8 protein-coding genes are annotated in these 17,801 nt (G+C 71.3%); 3 read left to right on the forward strand and 5 right to left on the reverse strand.

Annotation, left to right across the window (positions count from 1 at the left end; genetic code table 11):
* Positions 1–268 precede the first annotated feature (268 nt).
* Positions 269–2,113 (forward strand): substrate-binding domain-containing protein, encoded by a 1,845-nt coding sequence (locus tag QSK37_RS17460; protein WP_285622055.1) that lies wholly within the window; start codon positions 269–271, stop codon positions 2,111–2,113.
* A gap of 16 nt (positions 2,114–2,129) precedes the next feature.
* On the opposite strand, the gene QSK37_RS17465 is transcribed toward QSK37_RS17460, so the two are convergent.
* The 3 genes from QSK37_RS17465 to QSK37_RS17475 all read right to left on the reverse strand — a co-directional run bounded on the left by QSK37_RS17465 (position 2,130) and on the right by QSK37_RS17475 (position 7,053).
* Positions 2,130–2,858 carry a hypothetical protein gene (locus QSK37_RS17465; protein ID WP_285622057.1) on the reverse strand — a complete coding sequence of 243 codons (729 nt, stop codon included), beginning with the start codon at positions 2,856–2,858 and terminating at the stop codon, positions 2,130–2,132.
* Positions 2,859–3,048: 190 nt separating this feature from the next.
* The gene (locus QSK37_RS17470; RefSeq protein WP_285622059.1) at positions 3,049–4,473 is read right to left on the reverse strand and encodes a glycoside hydrolase family 28 protein; all 1,425 of its coding nucleotides are present in this window, start codon (positions 4,471–4,473) and stop codon (positions 3,049–3,051) included.
* Between the two features lie 33 nt (positions 4,474–4,506).
* Complete coding sequence (locus QSK37_RS17475; RefSeq protein WP_285622061.1) at positions 4,507–7,053, reverse strand: TIM-barrel domain-containing protein; 2,547 nt, start codon at positions 7,051–7,053, stop codon at positions 4,507–4,509.
* Between the two features lie 127 nt (positions 7,054–7,180).
* Between QSK37_RS17475 and QSK37_RS17480 the strand changes: the two genes are divergently transcribed.
* Positions 7,181–8,242, forward strand: a complete 1,062-nt coding sequence (locus tag QSK37_RS17480) for a LacI family DNA-binding transcriptional regulator (protein WP_285622062.1) — start codon at positions 7,181–7,183, stop codon at positions 8,240–8,242.
* Between the two features lie 613 nt (positions 8,243–8,855).
* Positions 8,856–12,713, forward strand: coding sequence for a glycoside hydrolase family 2 TIM barrel-domain containing protein (locus tag QSK37_RS17485; protein WP_285622065.1), 3,858 nt, complete (start codon positions 8,856–8,858; stop codon positions 12,711–12,713).
* A 184-nt stretch (positions 12,714–12,897) separates the two neighbouring features.
* Here the strand turns inward: QSK37_RS17485 and QSK37_RS17490 are convergent, their stop codons facing one another.
* On the reverse strand, positions 12,898–16,545 hold the full coding sequence (locus QSK37_RS17490) for a glycosyl hydrolase (RefSeq protein ID WP_285622068.1): 3,648 nt from the start codon (positions 16,543–16,545) through the stop codon (positions 12,898–12,900).
* A gap of 29 nt (positions 16,546–16,574) precedes the next feature.
* The gene (locus QSK37_RS17495; RefSeq protein WP_285622070.1) at positions 16,575–17,798 is read right to left on the reverse strand and encodes a hypothetical protein; all 1,224 of its coding nucleotides are present in this window, start codon (positions 17,796–17,798) and stop codon (positions 16,575–16,577) included.
* Positions 17,799–17,801 lie beyond the last annotated feature (3 nt).

Here is a 17,801-nt window from a genome sequence, read left to right on the forward strand (position 1 = left end):
GGCGCATGAAAGCCAGCGTGGCCGATCACCGACGCGAACCGGCGATCAGCGGGCGTCCTGGTGCGATTCCGCCCGTTCCAGGTGCCTCCCGGAATTCCTGGTGCGTTCCTGGAATCCCCCCGGACGGGGTCTCGGCGGTACAGACAGGAACAAGAACGCGAACTTCTGGATAACTCGCGGCGCCCGGCACCGCCCGGGCCGCAGTGTGGATAGCCGCCCCGCAACGGGCGCTCAGGGGCGAGAACGCGCGAGACGGACGGAGCGGGTGTTGGACTCCTACGCCGATCAGAAGGCGGAGTTCATCCGTGATCTGGTCGTCCGCATGGGCGGAATCGAGGCGGACGTCCTGGCGCGGCGCACCGGGCTGCTGGACGCGACGGTCCGCGCGTTGCTGGCCGGGGACGGCGAGCTGATGTCCTGGGAGGTCGTCAGCGCCTGCTTGGCCGCGGCGGGCGTGGACGGCGTCGAGGTGAGCGAGGTACGCGGCCGGTGGGCGGCGGCCGAGGCCGCCCGGTGGGAGGAGTGGGGAGGGCAACTGGTCGGCGCGTTCGAACGGAACGGGAACGGCAAACCGACGAAGGCGATCGAGACCTACCGGACGAAGGTCCCGTGGCGGCAGCTGACCGAACGGTACCCGGTGACGTTCAAGCCCTGGACCGAGCCGACGTTCACCGTCGACCGGCGGCTGCCCGACCCGTCCACGGCCAACGACATCCGGCACTTCTACGTGCTCCTGGCGGAGCTGCGGAAATGGGCGGGCTCGCCCCGGCAGTCCGAGATCGAGAAACGCTCGTGGGGCACGCTCCCCGACGCCACGATCAGCGCGATGCTCCAGAAGGATCGCTGGCGCACCACCAGCGACCGGGAACGCACCCGCGTCGGTCACTTCGCGCGAGCCTGCGGGCTACCCGCCGCGGAGATCGCACGCTGGGTCGAGGCGTACGAACGGGTCCGGCACATCCTGCCGACGGACGACCTGGCCGGTGCCCGCGCCGAGGGCGCCGAGCTGCGGCGGCGACTCGCCGCCGTCCAGACGGAGGCGGCGGAGCTGCGGGAACGCCTGGCGGCGGCCGAGAGCGAACGACACGCCGGCCCGGAGGCCCGCCCGGACACGACCACGGCCACGCGGCGGTGGAGAGCCGGCCGGCGGTGGTCACTGTCGGTCGCCACCGCCGCGGTGGTGGTGTTCGCCGCCGGTGCCGGCGTGGGCCGGCTGGCCGGCGGAGCCGCCTCGCCCGGCTCCCTGTGCTTCACCGGGACACTGCACCTCGTCGGCTCCACCGCGTTCGAACGGACGGCCGACATCATCCGGCGGGGCTATGAGGACCGGTGCCCGCACGCGAAGATCGAGGTGAGCGCGATCGGGTCGAACGAGGGAGTACGCGCCCTCACCGCCGGCAACGCCGCGTCGACCGTCGCGATGCACGACGGCTATCTCGCGCCCGACTCCGATGAGGTCAGGCTGCGCGGTTTCCGTGGCTACCCGGTCGCCCTGGTCGCGTTCGCCGTCATCGCCAACAGGGACACGAACGTGACCGGTCTGTCCCTGCGCGACCTGCGTTCCATCTACGCGCAGAACACCGGCCCGACCGACTGGAACCGGTTCAAGGGCGGCGCCGACCTGCCGATACGGCTGGTCAGCAGGACCGAGGGCTCGGGCACCCGGGGCATCTTCGAGGAGCACGTGCTGAAAGGACCCGAGCCGGACCTGTCGTCCAGCGACTGCCGGCGCAAGGACGACCTCCGCGTCGCGCTCCACGTCATCCGCTGCGAGCGCAGCAGCCAGGCGCAGGTCCTCGACACCGTCGACACCGTCCCCGGCACGATCGGTTACGCCGAAGTGCACGTCGCTTCGGACGCCCGCCGCTACCCCAACGTGCGCATCCTCGCCCTGGACGGCAGGACGCCGACGGCGTCCCGGGCGATGGACCGCTACTCGTTCGTCGCCCCGGAGATCTTCTACACCGACGGGCCACCGCCCAACGGCAGCTCCGCTTCGGCGTTCCTCACGTTCCTCGCCACCGACGACGCCAGGAGGCTGCTCCAGCAGGCGGGCGCTCCCGCCTGCGTCACCCCGGCCGCACTGCTCTCGGCTCCCTGCCAGGCGAACTGAGACCCAACGCGTCCCCTCAGACGTGGCAGCGCACGTTGACCAGGAGCGTGTCACCGGACAGGCCGGCCAGATAGCCGTCGATGTGGTCTTGGCCCGCCGTCAGCTCCGGTTCGTGGGGGCACCGGGCAGGACTGTGGCAGGCTCCGTGGATCCCCGGGCCACCGTCCTCGTACCACCAGCCCTCCAGGGTGAGGACATCGCGTTGGCGCAGAGCTCTCCGTTCGATGAACTCCTCCCTGCTTACGCGTCCGACCTCGACGACCGGGTCGGCGAATCGCAGGAACTGGTACCGGTAGCGTTCGGTGGGCAGCGTCTCCAGATAGCCGTCGAAGGCCTTGACGAGCGGCTGGGCGCGGTAGTCGGCTGCGGCCTGATCGAGTGAGTAGGTCCGGAACTCGGCCACCTTGCGGTCGTGATAGACCTGCCAGGGCCGAGATGGTGGCAGTTCCGCCGCCAGTTTCCGCCACATCTGCCACGCCGCGTCGGCCAAATCACGGGCTTCCTCGCGCGACGAGGAGAAGTCGAGGAGTTCGCGAGGCCCGCCCGCGCACCAGCCGAAGTCGTTGGAGACCGGCTCGTGCCCGGTCAGCCACCGGTTCGGGAGCTCGTGGATCAGTCTGGGGTCCCGCTCATGGCCGGGAAGAACGTTGAACCCGCCGCCGTGCGCCGTGCCACCGGTGATGCACCAGGAGTCCCAGATATCCAGCTCGTCGCCGCGCAGGTAGTCGATCGCGAAGGGCGCCATCGCCGCTGCGACCGCTGCTTCTACTCGACCGGCCTCTCGCGCAGGTAGACACACCGTAATACCCATTCCGGCCATGGGGACATTGGAGCATTCTTCCGGCACCGTCGACCAGGGAAGATCGCCGCTTCACCATCTCTCAGGCTCCGGACGGCCGGGGCCCGGCACCGGCGGACCGGTGCCGGGCCGGGGTTCAGTTGGTCGCCGGCTCGAGCGGCTTGCCGTTGACGGTGACGTCGTTGAGCACAAGCCCCTCGACGTCCTCCACGATGTCGGTGTTGGTCGCCTTGTCGAACACGCAGTGGGTGAGGGTGATGTCGCGGATCGGGTCGTCGGGGTAGCCGCGCATCTCGAACACCCTGTTGGTGGTGCCGACGTGCAGGTTCTCGACGTTGATGCCGCTCACCGAGGGGTTGTACGGGTGGCCGGGGCCTTCGTCGTAGTAGAAGTCGATCTGGATCGCGGCGTCCGCGATCTGGGTCACCTCGACGTCGCGCATGTGGACGTCGTGGATGTAGCCGCCGCGTACGGAGTTGGTCTTGAGGCGCAGGCCGTATCCGAGGTTCGGGCTGGTCATCCGCAGGTTCTGGGCGAAGACCCCGCTGATGCCCCCGCTCTCCTCACTGCCCATCGTCACGCCGCCGTGGCCGTCGCGCATCTCACAGTTCTCGACCAGGATGTTCCGGCTGGGCACGTTGACCCGGCGGCCGTCGGCGTTGCGCCCGGACTTGATGGCGATGCAGTCGTCGCCGGTGTCGAAGGTACTGCCGGTGATGACCACGTCGGTGCACGACTCGGGGTCGCAGCCGTCGTTGTTGGGCCCGTGGCTGGAGACCGTGACGTTCCGTACGAGCACCCGCTGCGAGAGCACCGGGTGGATCTCCCACATCGGCGAGTTGACGATGGTGACGTCCTCGATGAGCACGTCACGGCAGCGGTACGGCTGGACCATGTTCGGCCGGAGGTAGTGCCCGGGGCCGAAGACGCGTTCGCGCACCGGGACGCCGCGGTCGGCCATGTCCTGCAGTGCGTTCCAGTCGTCGCCCTGCGTCGGGATGCCCTGCGTCCAGCCGTAGCGCGTGCTGCCCGTCCACGGCCACCAGGCGGTGTTGCCGGCCTGCCCGTCGAGCGTGCCCTTGCCGGTGACCGCGACGTTGCGGGCGCCGTACGCGTAGATGAAGGGCGAGTAGTTGTAGCACTCGATGCCCTGCCAGCGGGTGTAGACGGGCGGGTACTTCTGGGGGTCCGTGCTGAACAGGATCGTGGCGCCCTCGCTCACGTGGAGGTCCACGAAGCTGCGCAGGTTGATCGGCCCGGTCAGGTACCGGCCGGGCGGCACGATCACGTGGCCGCCGCCGCGTCGCGCGCAGGTGCCGATCGCCGCCTCGAACGCCCGGGTGCAGTCGGTGACCCCGTCGCCCTTCGCGCCGAAGTCGGTGATCCGGTACTCATGGTGCGGGAACTTCGGCGCCCGCACCCGTCTGCGGATCGCGTCGGCGGTCTTCCAGGGATCCGTCTGGGCGAAGGCCGGTCGGCCGACCGCCGCGGCCAGCAGGCCGCCGCCCAGTATCGCCCCGCCCATTCCCAGCACCCGGCGTCGTGGCCAGTTTTCGGTCATTTGTCCTCCTGAGACGGAAGTTGACGGTCAAGGTCATCGAATGGTCACGTTCGCGGCGCCCGCGTGCGGGAGCAGCTTGAGGACGACGCCGCCGAACGGGCCCTGGGTGAAGGTCCAGCCGTCGTCCGCGGCCCCCAGCGCAGCGGCGTCCGCCGCCTTCGGGAGCGGGCGGCCGTTCACGGTCACGGAGCGGGGCGCGCTCGGCAGCAGCACCCGGACCTGGGCCCTGGCCGGGGCGCCGGTCAGCCGCAGCCGTACCGTCCCGCCTCGGGTGGACGCGTCGAGTCGTCCCTGGTCGGAGCCGACGGGCCGGGCGTCGCCCGCGCCCGGGGCGTACATCCACCCGGACCGGCCCTGCCTGGACAGGTCGTCGGTGCCCCAGTCACCGGTGGCCCGGTCGTGGAAGCCGATGGCGGTGCCCGCCCGCAGGTAGAGCGGGAACTCGTCCGGGCCCGTCCTCCGGGTGACCGTACGCCCGCCGGTGACGGTCTGGCCGCTGTACAGGTCGACCCAGGTTCCGGCGGGCAGGGAGACGCTCACCGGTGTCGGCTCGCCCGCCGCGCCGTCGGTGCCGGCGCGGTCGGCGGTGACCGGCGCGGCGAGCAGGTCCGGGCCGACCATGAACTCCTGGTCCTGGGCCCAGGCGGTCTGGTCTCCGGGGTACTGGAAACCGACCGCGCGCATGATGGGCACGCCGGTGCGGGCGGCCTGGCGGGCCAGGCCGTACAGGTAGGGGAAGAGCTCGTAGTGCAGCACGACGGCGTCGCGGAAGCGCCGGACGGTGTCCGCGTCGTACTTCCACGGGGTGGCGTTCAGCCCCGCTCCCCCGACCTCGAACACCGGGCTGACCGCGCTGAACTGCGCCCAGCGGCTGAACAGCGACGGCGCCGGGCTGTTCGTCGCGTCGGCGGGTTTCTGGGGGTCGATGCCGCCGGTGTCCGATCCCCAGGCGAAGTGCCCGGTCAGTGACTCGCTCACGCCGTAGCGGAGCTCGGTGCGCAGCGCGGCGAAGGTCTCGTAGCCGTCGCTGCCCCACATGCCGTGCGTGTTCTCGGCGGTGCCGGGCGCTCCGGCGCGGACCAGCGTCTCGAAGTCGTTCCCGTGCACGGCGCGCAGCGCTTCGGTGACCGCGGCGTGGTACAGCTCGGGGTAACGCAGGTAGAGCCCGGCCCCGGATCCGCCGGCGAGCGGCGTGGTCTCCAGCCGGTACTCCTCGCCCCGATCCTCCTTGACCATGTCGACGCCCATGCCAAACAGGCGCGTCAGCTGGTCGACGTAGTACTTCCGCGCCGCCGGGATGGTGAAGTCGATGTAGTTCGTGCCCGGGACGAGCCAGTCGTTCTCGGCCCAGACGTCATTGATCCCGGCGCAGGACCCGCCGCCCTGCGAGGACGACGGTGAGGACGCCGTCGACGTCACCCAGAGCCCGAATCTCACCCCCTGGGCGTGGATGGTGTCGATCATCTGCCGCGGATCGGGGAAGAAGGTCGGGTCGAACCGGCCGCTGTTCGTGCAGGCGCTGCCGTTGATCCGGTGGGTGTTGCCGGCGGGCTGCCGCTCCCACGGGTTGTCGATGAAGACGGTGCCGAGCGGGATGTTCAGCTTCTTCATCTCGGCGACGTCGTCGAGCACCTGGGCCTGGTCGGCGTTGACGTCCCGCCACTTGATCAGCGCGAACTGGCCGGGAGGCGGCAGGCTCGGCATGCCGACGGTGCGGTAGTAGCCGGTGGTGACCTCCGACGGCGAGCCGGCGTACACGTCGTAGGTCAGTTCGCTGTCCTTCACGCAGATCTGCACGCGGTCGGGCTGGGCGGTCGCGGCCACCGGGCAGGCGTACGGCTGCGGCTCGCCGGACGGGACGCTCGGCGTGCGCCCGCAGTTCGGCCCGTCGCTCACCTGGGTCGCGCCGGGGAAGGCGAACCGGCCGATGTGCGTCGTGTCCGCGTGGAACCCGTAGCCGCCGGAGCTCAGGTAGAAGGTGCTGGCGCTCTGCTCCTGGTTCTGGCAGTAGTCGCCCGCCTCGTTGCCCTCCTTGCCGGGGCTCCACCCCCGGATGTGCCCGCGCAGGTCGACGTAGGCCGCCGAACTGCCGCCGAGGTAGTGCTCGTCGCCACGTGCGGTCAGCGCCTCGAAGACGGCGGTGACGTCGCTCGCGGGCGAGAACGACCAGCGGACGTGGAGGCCCTGGGCCGTACGGGTGACGTTCACGGTGGCGGTACGCCCGGGTTCGTCGGTCGCCACGGTGTACGCGATGCCGCCGGGGATCGTGTGCCGCGAGACGAGATCCGTCAGCCGGTGGTACGTGGCGCCGTCCCGGCTGGAGGCGGTCCCGCCGACCTGGTACGACAGCCGGCCCCCCGGTCCTGCCGCCGATCCGCCCGCCTCGGCCGTGACCGGCCGCCCGTTCCGCAGGAAGCTCAGCCCGAACGGGCCGGCGGTGGCCCGCCAGCCGATCACGGCCGGAGCCGCGGCGGACCGGGCCGCGGGCGCGGACGGCGCGAGGGACGCCGGTATCAGCAGGGCGACCGGCAGTATCGCCGACCGCCGTCGCAGGGATGTGGTCGTTGTTCGGGGGATCACGAGCCGATGCCTCCGCCGGAAAACCTTTTCCCCAAAAAATCACACGGAGGACCGGTTCCGTCAACCTCCAGCTCGATCTGACCGGCCGCATGCGCCAGGAGAGGCCGCCATGTGGTGCAATGCCGCCATGGACAGGGTGCGAACCGACGCGGGGGCGCGGCCGCCCCGAGCGACCATCATCGATGTCGCGCGGGAGGCCGCCGTATCGCCGGCAACCGTCTCGCGAGTCCTGACCGGCACCAAGCCGGTCTCGGCCGACCTGGAACAACGGGTACGCGACGCGGTGAACCGGCTGGGGTACCGGCCGAATCCGGCGGCGCAGGGACTGCTGCGCGGCGCCACCCACGCAGTGGGCGTCGTCGTGCCGGACGTCGGCAACCCGTACTTCGCCGAGGTGCTCAAGGGAGTGACGAACGCCGCCGAGGAGTCGGACTTCCGCACCCTCGTCGCGGACACCGGGGAGAAGGGCGGCGCCGAGCACGACGCGGCCTTGGAACTGTCCCGGTGGGCGGACGGCGTGGTGCTGTGCTCACCGCGGATGCCCCAGCGGGAGCTGGCGAAACTCGCCCAGGCGGTGCCCCACCTCGTGTGCGTGAACCGGGTGGGCCGGGGCGGCCAGGTCCCCGCCGTCGTCGTGGACTTCGAGGCGGGAATGGCCGGGATCTGCCGGCATCTGCGGGAGCTCGGCCACCGCCGGGTCGCCTACCTGCGCGGCCCGGCACGTGCGTGGTCGGAACGGGCCAGACAGCGGGCCCTGCGCGCGGCGTCCGGCCCGGACTTCGAGGTGTTCCAGGTGCCGTGCGGATCGAGCAGCGTCGACGGGCACCGCGCCGCCGACGCCGCCCTCGCCACCGGTGCGACCGCCGTGATGGCGTTCAGCGACTACGTCGCTCTGGGCGTGCTCGCCCGGTTCGACGAACTCGGCGTCTCGGTGCCTCGCGACGTCTCGCTCACCGGCTTCGACGACATCGCGCTGAGCGAGTTGCTGCGCCCCCGCCTGACGACGGTGAGGGTGAGCAAACAGGACCTGGGCCGCCGGGCATGGGAACTGTTCGCCTCGAGCGGCGCCATCGACGGCGCCGGCGAGACCGGCCGGGTCGTCACGGCGAGCGCGGAACTGATCACCCGCGACTCGACCGCACCACCGGCGGGCGCCATCACCCCCCTACCGAAAACCGCCAAGGCCTGACCAACGGTCGGAAGGCCTCCCCCGCCCGGACCCCGACCGACGCCACACGACCCGACCGGACGGGCACAGCCCGACACCGCTCGAGCGAACCCGTACGGTCCCACCCGGTCAGCCGCACACGGCCCGGCACCTCGGACCGGGACGGAAGTGGCCCGGCCACGCCCGACCGGACGGGTGCAACCCGGCCGGGCCAGTGGGCCGGCCAGGCGGACGTGATCCGGCCCCGACCGAACCGGACGGAAGCGGTCCGGACGCCGTCCCACCAGGCGAGGGCAGATGGCTTCCGACCGGACGGATGCGACCCGGCTCCAGCTGACCGGGCAGGTCCCGTCCGGTGCCGCCCACCGGACGGATGCCGTCCGACCTCACCTGGCCGGGCGAGTGCCTCGACCCCACCTGACCTGACGGGTCCCGTCCCGCCGCTTGGCCGGCCGGACTCAACGCTCGCCCGGTCGGGTCGGCGCGGGCCAGCGCCACCCCCGACCCGGCGGTGGCGCTGGGGAAAGACGGGGCCGGAGGGCTGTTGACCTCGCCTTCCTCTCGGGCCTACTTTGAGGAAAACCTTTTCCCACCAAGGTGCGGATTCCACCCGGCCGCCCGGAGAGGACGGCAGATGTTCAGCCGGAGGACGGTACTCAAGCTCGGCGCGCTCGGCATCGCGGCGCAGCCGCCGGCCGGTCAGGGTACGGCGTCGGCCGCGGGGGGCCCTGGCGCGTCGGCGCCGATGAAGTCCGAGGTCGCGTACCTGTCGGGCACCGACAAGGACCACGTGGTCGACTGGCGCTTCATGCTGACCAGCGGACGGAACTCCGGCCGATGGACCACCGTTCCCGTGCCGTCGAACTGGGAGTTCCACGGCTTCGGCGCGTACGACTACGGCGACTTCGTCGACGACCACCCCGACCAGCCGAACGAGCAGGGCGTGTACGAGCACGCGTTCACGGTTCCCGCGGCCTGGCGCGGCCGGAAGGTGTTCATCGTCTTCGAAGGAAGCATGACGGACACCCGTGTGTGGATCAACGGGTCGGCCGTCGGGCCGGTGCATCAGGGTGGGTTCGTCCGCTTCACGTACGACGTCACCAAGGTGCTCGCGTTCGGTGGCTCGAACCAGTTGAAGGTGATCGTCGACAAGGAGTCCGCCAACGCCTCGATCAACGGCGCGGAGCGGAGGGGCGACTACTGGATCTTCGGCGGCATCTACCGGCCGGTCTACCTGCTGGCGCACCCCGCCGAGTACATCGACCGTGTGGCGATCGACGCGCAGGCCGACGGGTCGCTGTCCGTGGACGTCTTCCTGGGCGCGGTCGCCGGGGCCGACGGCCTGCGAGCGCAGATCAAGTCCACGGACGGGACCGACGTCGGCCCCGCCTTCTCGGCGGCCGTCCGCGCCGGCGCGGACAAGGCGTCCCTCTCCACCCGGGTGCGGAACCCCGATCTGTGGACGGCGGAGACCCCGAACCTCTACCAGCTGGAAGTCACGCTGACCAAGGGCGGCCAGGTGCTGCACGTGGTCACCGAGCGGTTCGGCTTCCGCACCGTCGAAGTACGGCCGGGCAAGGGGATCTTCGTCAACGGCAAGCGGATCATGCTCAAGGGCATCACGCGGCACGCCGAATGGCCGGACTCCGGCCGTACGACCAGCCCGGCGCTCAACCGCGACGACATCCTGCTGATGAAGCAGATGAACATCAACGCCGTCCGGCTGTCGCACTACCCGCAGGACCAGAACTTCTACGACTACGCCGACGAACTCGGCCTGTACGTGCTGAACGAGCTGCCCGGCTGGCACAACGCGTACGACACGCCGAGCGCGAAACGGCTCGTGGAGGAGATGGTCGTCCGGGACGTCAACCATCCGTGCGTCATCTTCTGGGACAACGGCAACGAGGGCGGCTGGAACACCGCCGTGGACGGCGACTTCGCGTCCTACGACCCGCAGCGCCGGGCCGTCCTGCACCCGTCGAGCGCACCGTTCAACGGCATCCGGACCACCCACTACCCGTCGTACGCGGAGACGCAGGGCTACCTGGAGAACGAGCCGGACGCCGTCTACCTGCCGACGGAGTTCCTCCACTCCATGTACGACGGTGGCGGCGGCGCCGGGCTGGCGGACTACTGGAACCTCATGACGAGCCGGCCGAACTCCGGCGGAGGCTTCATCTGGGCGCTGTTCGACAGCGGGATCGTCCGCACCGACCAGGGCGACCGGATCAACGTGGCGGCCGACCGCGCCCCGGACGGCGTCGTGGGGCCGTACCGTCAGAAGGAGGGGAGCGTCGACGCGATCAGGGAGATCTGGTCGCCGATCCTCGCCACCCTGAAGGATTCCGGCGATCCGGCGGTCTTCGCCATCGAGCTCACCAACAGGTACGACTTCACCGACCTCGGCGCGTGCCGGTTCAACTGGCGACTGATCGGATTCCGTGGGCCGTACGAGGAGGCCACCGGGCACACGGTGGTGGCGAGTGGCGCGGTGAAGGGCGTACGCGGCACCGGGCCGGGCGAGAGCACGACGCTGACGCTCCGTCTCCCGGCTCCCACGGTGAAGCGGTCCGACGCGCTGGCGCTGACCGCCGTCGACCCCGCCGGCCGCGAGGTGTGCTCGTGGGTGTGGCCGATCAAGGAGGCCGCGAGCCACAAGGACCGCATCGTGGCGGCCGGCTCCGGCACCGTGACGGCGACGGAGACGCCGGACGCGATCACGATGACCGCCTCGGGGACCGAGGTCACGGTCAGCAAGCACACCGGCCTGCTGACCGGCGTCCGCAAGAACGGCTCCCCCATCTCGCTCACCAACGGGCCCGTGGCGACCGCCGGGAGCCCGACGCTCTCCGGCATCACTCATCGGCAGGAGGGCGCCGCGCACGTCGTCGAGGCCGAGTACACCGGCGACCTGTCGTACGTCAGCTGGCGCATGCTCGGCAGCGGGTGGCTGCAGATGGAGTACCGGTACCGCGTGTCCGGCGACCGGGACTTCTCGGGTGTCTCCTTCGACTATCCCGAGAACCAGGTGGGCGCGGTCAGATGGCTGGGTAAGGGGCCGTACCGCGTCTGGAAGAACCGGATGCAGGGCCCGGTCACCGACACCTGGTACAAGAGGTACAACGACACTTCGACCGGCGCCGATCTCTGGGGAGCCGATCACTGGAAGTACCCGGAGTTCAAGGGCTACCACGCCGGCACCTACTGGGCGGTGCTGAACGCCCGTGAGGGCGACATCACGATCGTCGCGGAGGAGGACATGTTCCTCCGCCTGTACACGCCGAAGTTCGGGCCCAATCCCGGCCACGCGACGGCGGCCTTCCCCGGCGGGAGCATCTCCTTCCTCGACGGCATCGCCGCCATCGGCGACAAGAACCATGTCCCGGACCAGACCGGACCTTCGGGGCAGCGGAACTCGGGGGCGGGAGACTACCGGCGGACGATCTGGTTCTCCTTCGACCGCAAGACGGCGCGGCTGGCGGTCGACGGCGTCGGCGAGGTCGGCCCCGGCGAGACCGCCGAGATCACGGCCAGGTTCTCCAACGACGCCCAGGCGGGGTCGCCCGCCCGCGACGTACGCCTCACGATCGAGGCGCCACCGGGGTGGACCGTCAAGGCGCGCACGCCGGATCACTTCGGCCGCGTCGCCCCAGGGAAGACCGTGAAGACGACCTGGGCCGTCACACCGCCGGCCGGTGTCTTCGGCAGGTTCTCCGTGAAGGCCGAGGCGGGCTATGCGGACCAGGCGGCTCGCCGGCGGCTCCAGGTCTGGAGCGAGGCGACGAACGTCGTCGTGGCCGGCGGCCCCGAGCCGCCGGAGACGATCGCCTGGTACAAGTTCGACGAGAGCACGGGGCGGACCGCGAGCGACTCGAGCGGCCGGCGCGACCGGGACATGACGGCGACCCTCGTCGGCGACGCCGCCTGGGGCTCCGGGCGAACCGGCAACGCCGTACGGCTCAACGCCGCCGGCTCCGGCGACGGCCACGTCCGGCTGCCGCAGGGGGTCCTGGCCGGGGCCCGCGAGGCCACCGTCGCCTGCTGGGTCAACCTGACCTCCCTGCCGCGGTGGCTGCGGATCTTCGACTTCGGCTTCGACCGGGTCACCTACATGTTCCTGACCCAGGGCACCAAGCTGCGTCCTCCGGAGCTCACCGACGACATGCTGATGTTCGCCATCACGATGAACGGCTCGGGCGCGGAGCAGCACCTGCACGCGCCGCCCCTGCCGGCCGGCGAATGGAAGCACCTCGCGGTCACCCTGGCCGGCGCCAACGGCGGCGGTCGCCTGTACGTGGACGGCGTCCAGGTCGACGCCAACCCCGCCATGGACCTCATGCCGATGTACCTGGGCGAGACGACGCGCAACCACATCGGCCGGTCGCAGATCGAGGGCGATCCCTACCTGCCCGGCGCCGTGGACGACTTCCGCGTCTTCGGACGCGCGCTGTCCGAGAGCCGGATCCGCGCGCTGTACGAGGGGAAGTAACGGCTTCTCGCATCACCCGGGTGCCCTGCTCCGCGGATGTTCGTCGGTCCGCGGAGCCGGGCATCGCGCGTCTGATGCCTTCACGACACCCGCCGTGCCCCACGCACCGACGGACGCATGGAGCCCGCGCGGACAGGACGGTGCCGTCCGCGCGGGCTCTCCGCGGGCTCGGCCCGCGGTCCGGTCACTTCGTGGTGGTGAGCCTCACCGGTCCCATCAGGCCGTTGTCCGTACGCCGGCGGCCGGCCGCGCCGGCTCCCGGGGCGACGCGTACCGCGTTGATCAGCGGGCTGGCGACCCGCACCGTGATCGTGTTGTCCCCCGGCCGCAGGTAGCGGCCGACGTCGACCCGGCTGAGGTCGAGCAGGTCCTGCGGTGGCAGCGTGTGGCCGTTGACCGACACCCTGGACGTGTCCACGACGGCGCCGAGATCGAGGGAGGCGTCGCGTGCGGGGCCGTCGAGCCGTACGTGGGTGGTGTAGGTGCCCACGCCCGCCACGTCGGCCAGATCCGCCGGGAAGCCCGCCGACCTGGTGATGTGGGACCAGGCGGGGAGCTCGCCGGTGGAACCCGCGGTGACCGTGAGCGGTCCGATCGCGGTGTGGGCCGTGTCGTCGGGGCGGCCCGAGGGCCCCGGCGTCCAGCTGTCCACGGTCAGCTGCCAGGACGTCAGCGGCTGCGCGGTGGGCGTTCCGCCCGGCTCACCGGATGGGGCCGCCGGGCCGCCGAACCGGCCGTCGCGGGCCACCGCGATCACGGTCGCGTCATGGGCGGCGAGCCGCACCGGCAGCGTCACCGCGTGCGAGCCGTTGGCCCGCTCGGCGAGCCGGGTGACCTGCCCGCTCCACGTGTCGAGGCGGTACGCGGCGCCGTCGCCGGTCAGCCGCAGGGTCTGCTCGGCGGTCGTGCCGGAGTCGTTGTAGAGGAAGTAGTAGTCGGTGTCGGCGGTGTGACGGCGCACGTCCACGATCCGCCCGGACGCCGTGCCGACGTGCGCGGCCGCCGCCGTCACGCCGAGGGAGGTCAGCGCCGCGGGCACGTCGTCCTGCGTCGCGGCCCGTACGACGTGGTGTCGCCCGTCGCCGATGTAGGAGTACAGCGTCGCGATGTCCTTCCGCACCGCGGCCTCGTCAGCGGGGCCGTAGCCGGGGGTGGTGACGGCCGGCGGCTGGTCCGAGCCGACGACGACGATCGGCAGGCCCTGCCGCGCCAGGTCGAGGATCTTGTCCGCGGCGTCGCGACGGTACGTCTGCTGGTTGTTGAGCAGCAGTGCCCGGTAACCGGATTTGCCCGGGAACAGCTGCCCGCCGGTGTACTCGGCCGCGGGCTCCTTGAGGAACTCCGGGCTGATGTACCCGTAGGTGTATCCGGCGGTCGCCATCGCGGACGTGTTGGGGATGATGGCGTCAGACCGGTCGTTCGCCTGCCCGGACAGGCCGGTGTTCTGGTAGTAGACGCCCACGTCGAACCGCGGCGTGCCCTGTCGCAGCACGAGCGACAGCCGGGCGATGTGGTCGTTGACCGCCTTCACGTCGGACCACTGCGGCATCCGCGGACCCCATGCCTCCGCGAAGCTGGTGTTCCCGCCGTAGCTGAACCCCGGCCACTGCGTCTGCGCGCCGGAGCCGGCCGGCGACTCCAGGTACGGAAACCCGTGCCAGACGACCTGGTTGTCGCCACCGGCCAGACCGGCGTAGAGCTGGGTCGAGAGGTTCTCCGCGACGGTCGTCCCCCACACCTTGCCGGAGATCGCGCAGCACTCGCTCGAGACCACGGGCGCCCCGCTCATGTACGCCCCGGACGCGATCACCTTGAACTGCTGGTCCGAATTGTGACCGGAGAACTCCAGGCCCTCCCCCTCGGGAATGCCGATGTGCTCCGCGGCATGCGCCGCGTCGATCGGATCGCCGTACGGCTGGGCCCGGAGCGTCATGCCGTTGCTCTCCGTCCACCGTCGCAGGGCGGGCAGGTACCGGTCGGAGTACAGGTCGCTCCAGGTCTGCGCGTAGTCCCAGCGCGCCTTGTCACTGCTGCCGTCGGAGAAGTCGAAGGCGGCCGGGTACACCCCCTTGCGGTGGATGGCGTAGCCGGCCAGCGCCGGCAGGAACGTCGTCACCGAGTAGCCCCGTAGCTTCTGGAACCGCTGGGCGAAGTCCGAGGTCCAGGTCTCGTTGTAGCCCAGTTCCAGTGAGTCCTCGAAGAAGGCGCCCCCGGAGGTCCGCGGACCGTCGGGACCGCCGAGAACCGAGTGGTCCCAGAAGTCGCCGGTGGCCTTGGCGCCGGACGCGCTCAGGTGATCGAGGGCGTAGTCGGGTGACTTGGCGGCCGTCGTCGACTGCAGTCGCCCGTCGGCGGTCTGGTAGAAGTCCATCAGGACCCACGGGTGACCGTTCCCGGTGGGGAACGTGTAGTGGAGCCCGCCGCTCGCGTCGACCAGTTTCGTCACGTCGCGCACGGACGCGCGGTCGAGCTTCTGCGGTCCGGTGCCTCCGGGAGCGCAGTCGGCGCTGCACTGGACGGCGACCACCTCCACGAGGGAGGTCTTCGCCGTGTCCATGGCCTCCGCGCCCGCGGAATGCGCATGGGCGGACGGGGTCACGACGGTCGGAGTCGCGCCGATCCCGTCCCGCCGGACCAGTTCCCCGGCCGGATGCGGATGGGCCGGCGTGGGCTTGACCGTGATGCCGCCGCCGGGAGTCGCGGTCGCCGCACCGCGGGCGTGGGCGCGTTCGAGCGGGGTGTCGAACGTCAGCGTGCCCGGCTTTCCGCTGCCGCTGGACGCGACCTTGGTGAGCTTTCGCGTCTCCTGGCCGGATCCGAAGCCGATCACGACCGTGCCGCCCGGATCGAGGTTCATATCGTTGGCGACCATCACACTGGTGGCGCCCGCGGCGGCCGCCGCGTACAGGGTCGACTTCATGCTCTGCGTGCCGAGGCCGGTGACGGTGGCGACGTCCTGGTCCGCTCCGGAGCCGAGGACGATCCGGTCGCCGGCCCGCAGGCCGTCCGGCACGTCCGCGACCGATACGGCGGTCGCGCCGGCGGCCGCGTCCGTCGCCACGGTCGTGCAGCCCGCCGAGGTTCCCACCCGTTTGATCGTGACGGTGTCGGCGTCCGCGTCCGAACCGAGCGTGATCCGGTCTCCGGCGGCCAGGCCGGCGATGTTCGAGAGCCGAACGTCCGTCGCACCGGACGGCGTCGCCGCGCAGGCGAGGGTGTCCACGGTCGGCGGGCTCGTGGCCGTCGGCGGGAGCGCCCCATCGCGGCTGCCGGCGGCAGCGGTGAACTCGGCGCCGTAGATCAGTTGCTGCTGCGCGGACGGCTGGTTGAAGTTGTGCACCGAAGGCACGACCACCGGCCACGACGGGCCGAGGGCCATATCCAGGATCACGCCGTCCTTCCGGGCGGCGTCGGCGATCACCTTGAGCTTGTGCCGCCACTTCGGCGAGCCGAAGCCGTTCTCGTCAAGGTAGCTGTCGCTGCCGAAAACGGGATCGGTGGTGGCGCCCGGCGCCGCGAACGCGGTGACCTCGACGCCACCGCCGCCGGCCTGAGCGATCTGGCCGATCTCCCGGCGTAGCTCGTCGTCGCTGGTGTTGGCTCCCGGAAGCCACCACCGGTACTTCGGGCGTACCGCCGTCGGTGGATCGGCGAAGTTCCGGGCGGTCAGCGCGGGCGCGGGATCGCCTGCCCCCGCCGACCCGCCCCGGTCCGGCGATCCCGGGGAGGCCCCGGCGAGCGCCGACGGCGCCGCGAGGCCTCCCAGCAGGGCCGCCGCGGCGAACGCGCGGAGGCACAGGTTCGCTCTCCGTTTCGCTGTCCGTCCACGCATGGTCGTCTCCTGTCGCCGCTGCTGTCGGTCTAGGGGAGGTGGGCGCAGTTGACGTCGAGGTCCCAGAGGATGACGGACAGCGCGAACGGGCTGATCTGGTGCTGACTGTGGGTGGCGTCCTCGAGCAGCTCCCAGTGGCCGCCGGCCCCGTCACCACCGCCGATGACCGCGATCCGCTGCCGTACGGCCGCCTCGTAGCCGCGGTGCCCGACGCCGTTGAAGCAGCACTCGTCGAACCGGTTGAGGATCTGCATCTGCCGGCGGTTCGACCCGACCGAGGCGAGCGCGTAGATGTCGGGGAAGTCGGCGACGCCGTAGAAGCCGGGCTGCATGTCCTGACGCTGCTCCCAGTCGCCGCGGGTCGGGCTCGGCTTCGGCGATCCGGGCCGCACGAAGAACGGCAGTGAGCCGGCCGTCGGGTACGAGCGGGTGATCCGGGGGTCCAGCGCCGGGTAGACCGTGGTCGTCCATCCCCCACCGGACAGCCCGACCATCTGCACCGACGACGGCCGGTACGTCGCCCGCACGTGGTTCATCGCCACGGCCGGCGGCTCCAGGAAGAAGGCCAGCGGCGAGAACGTCGCCGACTCCCACAGGCCCAGGTCGTTGTGCGACGGCTTCCGGGTCACCGACGGGTCGTTCGGGTCCCGCAGCGTCGTCGGGTTCCAGTGGTAGAACGGCATCGCGAACAGCAGCACGACGTAGCCGTGGTCGAGCAGCCCCTGGGCGGTGCGCTGCATGGTGTCCAGCGGCTCGCCGTGGCCGTTGTGGTAGAACGCGACCCGGCTGTGCGGCCGGCGCCGCGGTTCGAGCACGAACACCGTCGAGTACAGCCCGAACAGCAGACGGACGGTGAGCCGGTCGTACCGCCGTACGCCTTCGAACGCCGGCAGTTCGGCCGGAGCGCCGACGTCGCGCTGGACCTCGGGCAGGCCGTCCGGCAGCACACCGGTGGACTTCCAGACCTGGGCGACGAGCCGGGGCCGCATCGCCTGGACGTCGGCCGCGGTGTGGATCGTCATCAGCTCCTCGACGTCCACGCCGACCACCACCTGCGGCAGCGTCTTGTACGCCGCGCTGTGCGCGGCCGCCACCTCGGCGTTGACCGGCGCCACCGGGCGCGGCGCCGAACGCGGCCGGTCGCCTCCCCCGGTGCTCGCCTCCGCGGCGGCCGGGAGCGTCCAGCTGACGGAGGCCGACGCGGCGGCGGCGCCGAGCGTGCCCAGCATCGATCTACGGTTCACGGAGGTCATCGG

This window comes from Actinoallomurus iriomotensis, from assembly GCF_030269445.1.
Taxonomy (GTDB): Bacteria; Actinomycetota; Actinomycetes; order Streptosporangiales; family Streptosporangiaceae; genus Actinoallomurus; species Actinoallomurus iriomotensis.